The sequence below is a fragment of the Mesorhizobium sp. M7A.F.Ca.ET.027.03.2.1 genome (assembly GCF_003999175.1).
GTDB lineage: Bacteria > Pseudomonadota > Alphaproteobacteria > Rhizobiales > Rhizobiaceae > Mesorhizobium.
Genome location: NZ_RZOM01000430.1, coordinates 1 through 4,789, shown reverse-complemented (window position 1 = coordinate 4,789; position 4,789 = coordinate 1). Strand labels below are relative to the sequence as shown.

The window sequence follows — 4,789 nt, the reverse complement described above, 5'->3', positions numbered from 1 at the left end:
TTATACGGCCGGCGAGGTCGATCGCATCGGCAGGCGCTTTCGATCGGTCATGCGCTGCAATGCTGGAGACCTTGCCGTCGGCGACGGCAATGTCGGCCAGCGCGAAACCGTTATTATCGTAAGTTGCAGTAAGGCCCGACGTCAGTGATTGATGAACACGGACGTTAGCGAGCTGATAAGAGCCGGAGGCTGGTATCAAGGCCTGCCCCCCTCTGTCCTGCCGGACCTCTCCCCCTCAAGGGGGAAGATTGGCAGCGTCCGCGCCGGCTCTTTTTTTTCAACGTTGGAGATTGGCGAAGGTCGTGACAACAGCCAATCTTCCCCCTTGAGGGGGAGATGTCCGGCAGGACAGAGGGGGGCGCTTCGCGCCAACCTTTCAGTCATCCTAGCGCTCCTGCTTCAGTGCGCTTTCGTGCCAGCGTCGCAAAATGAGATGCGAAATCAGCGACAGCACGAGGAAGATCAAAATGCCGGTCAGCGAGATCAGGAACAGCGCCGCGAACAGCCGCGGCGCGTTGAGCCGGTAGCCGGCCTCGATGATGCGCGAGGCGAGGCCGGACGACTGGCCGGTGGTGCCGGCGACGAACTCGGCCACCACGGCGCCGATCAGCGACAGGCCTCCGGCGATCTTCAGCCCGCCGAGGAAATAGGGCATCGCCGCCGGTAGCCTGAGATAGCGCAGTTGCTGCCAGCGCGTCGCGCCGTTGAGCTTGAACATGTCGCGCAGATTGCGGTCGACGGAGTTGAGGCCAAGCGTGGTGTTGGACAGGATCGGAAAGAAGGCGACGATCCAGGCGCACAGCAGAAGCTTGGTCGTCTGGTCGTTCACATAGATGTTGATCAGCGGAAAGATCGCCACGATCGGCGTCACCTGCAGCACGATGGCGAAGGGGAAGAACGACATCTCCACCCATTTCGATTGCGCAAACAGCACCGCCAGCCCGACCCCGCCGATGACGGCCAGAGCCAGGCTGAGGAACGTGATGCGCAAGGTGACCAGCAGCGAGGAAAACAGCAGGCCGGCATCGCTATAGAGCGTCCACAGCACCACGCCCGGGCGCGGCAGGATGTACTGCGGAATCTCGTTCCAGACGCAGATGCGATCCCACAGCCAGATCGCCAGGATCATGATCGCCAGCGGCAGCACCCAGCGGCCGATCCGTTCGAACCGCTCCTGGCGCACGCGGCGCGCTTCCTCGGGGTCGAGTTCGAGCACGTGCTCGTCAATGGCCGTCATGATGCGCGCCTGCTGTTGAATTAATGGCCTTGACCAGCACGTCGGAGGCCTGCCGGCAGAGGGCCGCATAGTGGGGCGAGGTGCGAAACGCCTCGTCGCGCGGATAGGAGGCCTCGATGGCGAGTTCGTCGAACACCCTGCCCGGCCGCGCCGCCATGACGACGACGCGGTTGGAGAGGAACACGCTTTCAAAGACGCTGTGGGTGACGAAGACGACGGTGAAGCGTTCGTCCTGCCACAGTTCCAGGAGATCGTTGTTGAGCTTGAAGCGGGTGATCTCGTCGAGTGCGGCGAACGGCTCGTCCATCAGCAGCACGCGCGGTTTGGTCACCATGGCGCGTGCGATCGAGACGCGCATCTTCATGCCGCCGGACAGTTCGCGCGGCACCGCGTCTTCGAAACCGGTCAGGTGAACCCGCGCCAGCATTTCAGTGACCGCTGGCGCGGCCTTGGCTCGGCTGATGCCTTTCAGCCGAAGCGGCAGCCAGACATTGTCGAAGACATTGGCCCAAGGCAGCAGCGTCGGCTCCTGGAAGACGAAACCGATGTTCGAACGATCAAGGGAGCCGCCGCCGCGCCAGTCGAGCACGCCGGAGGTCGGCGTCGACAGGCCGGCGATCAGCCGCAATGCAGTCGACTTGCCGCACCCCGACGGCCCGAGCAGGCTGAGGAAATCGCCTTCCCGGATCGTCAGATTGACATCGCTGAGCGCCGGCACGCCGTTGGAGAAGACCTTGCCGACGCCCCTCAGCGCCAGCAATGTCGATGCAACATCCGAGGCCGGCGCTTGCGCCACCTTTTCCCTTATCATACCGGGGCCGGCCTATTTCTTCAGCTCGAGCCCGACGCCTTTGTTGATGAAGGTCAGCGTGTAGGCCTTCTTGATGTCGATGCCGGCTGGCGTGACCTTGGCCTTGACCATCTTGTCGTAGAAATTCTTGATCCGCTCGTCGGTCATGGCGCCGATGCCGAGCTTTTCGGTGTCGCCGGAATCGGCAAGGCCGAACTTCTTCATCTGCTCGATCGAGAACGCGATCTGCTCGTCGCTCATATCGGGATTGTCTTTCTTGATCATGTCGTTGGCGGCCTTGTTGTCGCCGTACAGATATTTGTACCAGCCCTTGGCCGAGCCATCGACGAAGCACTGGACCACCTCCGGCTTCTTGTCGATCGTATCCTGCATCACCTCGATCGTCGTCGAATAGGTGTCCCAGCCATAGTCGGCGAGCAGGAACTGGTTCGGCACGAAGCCGCCTTCCTTCTTGACCGCGAACGGCTCCGAGGTGACGTAGCCCTGCTGGATCGACTTCTTGTTGGCGAGGAAGGGAGCGGTGTTGTAGGTGTAGGGCGCGCGCTTGGAAGCGTCGAAGCCGAGTTCGATGACCATCCACTGGAAGAAGGTCTGCACGCCCTCGTCGCCCAATATGTACTGGTCGGCGTTCTTCAGGTCCTCCCATTTGTCGAGCCCTTCGCCGGGGTGGGACATGATGACCTGCGGGTCCTTCTGGAAGTCCGCCGCCACCACGCGCATCGGAATGCCTTGCTGGACGGCATCGAAAGCCGACAGCAGATTGCCGCCCATGTAGAAATCGATCTTGCCGGCCAGCAGCAGCGGTCGGCCGCTGACCTGCGGACCGCCCTGCATGATGGTGACGTCGAGGCCGCAGGCGGCGTAGGTGCCGTCCGCCACGGACTGATAATATCCACCATGCTCCGGCTGGGCCAACCAGTTGGTGCCGAAGGTGACTTTCTCATTCGCAGCAGCACCCAGCGTACTGGCTGCAAGCAGGGCCACCGCCGCCACCGAGATCTTCTGTTTTCCGTACATCCACACCACCCTCTGTTTGCTCCGGCGCGCCACGCGCCAGGCTCGACACCAAAGATTCAAGAAGCAAGACACATGCCACCGGCGTCTGGCGCCGGGACCGCCGGCTTGAAAGACGTTGCCATGCCAAGCGCGGACGGGTCATGCTGTACGAAAGGCATCGTGCCTATTTTTTGAACGGCTGTCCACAATCGCCCGGGCAACATGCACCGCCATCTTGAAGGTGTAATGGGTCCGGCTTTAGGCTGGCGGCACCCAGGAGATTGCCATGTTCAGATTCCTCACCCCGAAGTCGATCAAGCCGCCCTTTGCCCGCTACAGCCACGGGGTCGAGGTACCGCCTGGAAAGCGGCTGGTGCTGTGCTCGGGTCAGGTTGCCATAACCGCGGACGACCAGATTCCCGAAGAGGCCGGCGCACAGGCCGAACTCTGCTTCCGCAACATCGAAGCGATCCTCGGCGAAGCCGGGCTGGGCCTACGCGACATCATCCGTATCAACGCCTATGTCACCGACCGCGCGCATCTGCGGCCCTATATGGATGTCCGCGACCGGCTGTTTTCCAGCCCCGCGCCGGCCTCGACGCTGATGATCGTCTCCGGCTTTGCCCGACCCGAATTCAAAGTCGAGGTCGAGGCTATCGCGGCCGGGTGATCGACAGACAACCTCCGCCGCGCTAGGTCTGGCCGTTCATCGAAGAGGCATGACATGACTGTTGCGAAGAAACGCGTGTGGTGGGGCGACTACCGGACCACCGAATACGCCTCGATGGATCCGGAGGCGACGATCGCCGTGCTGCCGGTGGCGGCGATCGAGCAGCATGGCCCGCATCTGCCTGTCTCGACCGACACTTCGATCATGAACGGCATGCTCGACACGGTCATCGCCCGCCTGCCCGACGATCTCGACGTCCGCATCCTGCCGGTCCAGGCGGTAGGCAAATCGAACGAACATTTGCATGCGCCGGGCACCCTCACACTGCCGGCAACCACGCTGATCGAGGCCCGGACCGAGCTTGGCCTGTCGATCGCGCGCGCCGGTGTGCGCAAGCTGATCGTGGTCAATTCGCATGGCGGCAACGAGGAGATCATGGGCATCGTCACGCGCGAATTGCGCGTGCGCGAAAAGATGCTGGCGGTAAAGACCAGCTGGCAACGGTTCGGCCGCCCGGCCGGCATGTACACCGAACTGGAGGACCCCCACGGCATCCATGGCGGCGATGTCGAGCCCTCGCTGATGCTGCATTTCCGGCCGGACCTCGTCGACATGGCCAAGGCCGACAATTTCGTTTCCAATGTCGCCAAAGCCGAAAACGAATTTTCGCTCCTGCGCCACACCGGCACCCACGCCTTTGCCTGGATCGCTGGCGATCTCAACCCGAATGGCGTCGTCGGCGATGCCAGCATCGCGACGGCGGAGAAGGGCCGGCTGACGGCAGAATATCAGGCCGACGGGTTCATCAGCCTGCTGCGGGATGTGCGCAAGGCGAAGCTCGCGGACTGGTTGACGTAGCCTCCAAACCAGTGGTCTGGCATCGAAAGGCAAGCGCTGTCCTCTTGAACAAACCAGGCGACGGAGGGCGGATCTGACAATCGCGCTTTTGGACAAGAGATTTCCGCACAAGAGATTTTGACAAACTTTGCCAAAACGGACCATACTGGACGAGATATGGAGGCCAGTATGGCAACGATGAACGTATCATTGCCCGACCCGATGAAAGATTGGGTGG

Annotated in this window: 5 protein-coding genes and 1 pseudogene; 2 read left to right on the top strand and 4 right to left on the bottom strand. The window is 62.0% G+C overall.

The genetic code is table 11. From position 1 onward, the window contains the following. From EN750_RS18890 to EN750_RS18870, 4 genes and pseudogenes are all read right to left on the bottom strand, one after another. A pseudogene (locus EN750_RS18890) lies at positions 1–199 on the bottom strand (cytosine deaminase); the annotation flags it as partial. Between the two features lie 186 nt (positions 200–385). Further along, complete coding sequence (locus EN750_RS18880) at positions 386–1,237, bottom strand: ABC transporter permease (RefSeq protein WP_127397312.1); 852 nt, start codon at positions 1,235–1,237, stop codon at positions 386–388. Then, positions 1,224–2,048 (bottom strand): ABC transporter ATP-binding protein, encoded by an 825-nt coding sequence (locus EN750_RS18875; protein WP_127397311.1) that lies wholly within the window; start codon positions 2,046–2,048, stop codon positions 1,224–1,226. The genes EN750_RS18880 and EN750_RS18875 overlap by 14 nt, the downstream gene beginning before the upstream one ends. A 12-nt stretch (positions 2,049–2,060) precedes the next feature. After that, on the bottom strand, positions 2,061–3,065 hold the full coding sequence (locus tag EN750_RS18870) for an ABC transporter substrate-binding protein (protein ID WP_127272561.1): 1,005 nt from the start codon (positions 3,063–3,065) through the stop codon (positions 2,061–2,063). 265 nt (positions 3,066–3,330) lie between these two features. Here EN750_RS18870 and EN750_RS18865 point away from each other — a divergent pair, with 265 nt between their 5' ends. Together EN750_RS18865 and EN750_RS18860 are read left to right on the top strand one after the other, a co-directional pair. Further along, a complete protein-coding gene (locus EN750_RS18865; RefSeq protein ID WP_127271694.1) occupies positions 3,331–3,714 on the top strand; it encodes a RidA family protein in 384 nt (127 codons plus the stop codon). Between the two features lie 54 nt (positions 3,715–3,768). After that, positions 3,769–4,572, top strand: coding sequence for a creatininase family protein (locus tag EN750_RS18860; protein WP_127397310.1), 804 nt, complete (start codon positions 3,769–3,771; stop codon positions 4,570–4,572). Positions 4,573–4,789: the final 217 nt, after the last annotated feature.

Excerpts from the sequence above, each read along its gene's own strand:
- EN750_RS18860 (WP_127397310.1), top strand. The coding sequence starts at position 3,769 with ATGACTGTTGCGAAGAAACGCGTGTGGTGGGGCGACTACCGGACCACC.
- EN750_RS18880 (WP_127397312.1), bottom strand. The coding sequence starts at position 1,237 with ATGACGGCCATTGACGAGCACGTGCTCGAACTCGACCCCGAGGAAGCG.
- EN750_RS18870 (WP_127272561.1), bottom strand. The coding sequence starts at position 3,065 with ATGTACGGAAAACAGAAGATCTCGGTGGCGGCGGTGGCCCTGCTTGCA.
- EN750_RS18875 (WP_127397311.1), bottom strand. The coding sequence starts at position 2,048 with ATGATAAGGGAAAAGGTGGCGCAAGCGCCGGCCTCGGATGTTGCATCG.
- EN750_RS18865 (WP_127271694.1), top strand. The coding sequence starts at position 3,331 with ATGTTCAGATTCCTCACCCCGAAGTCGATCAAGCCGCCCTTTGCCCGC.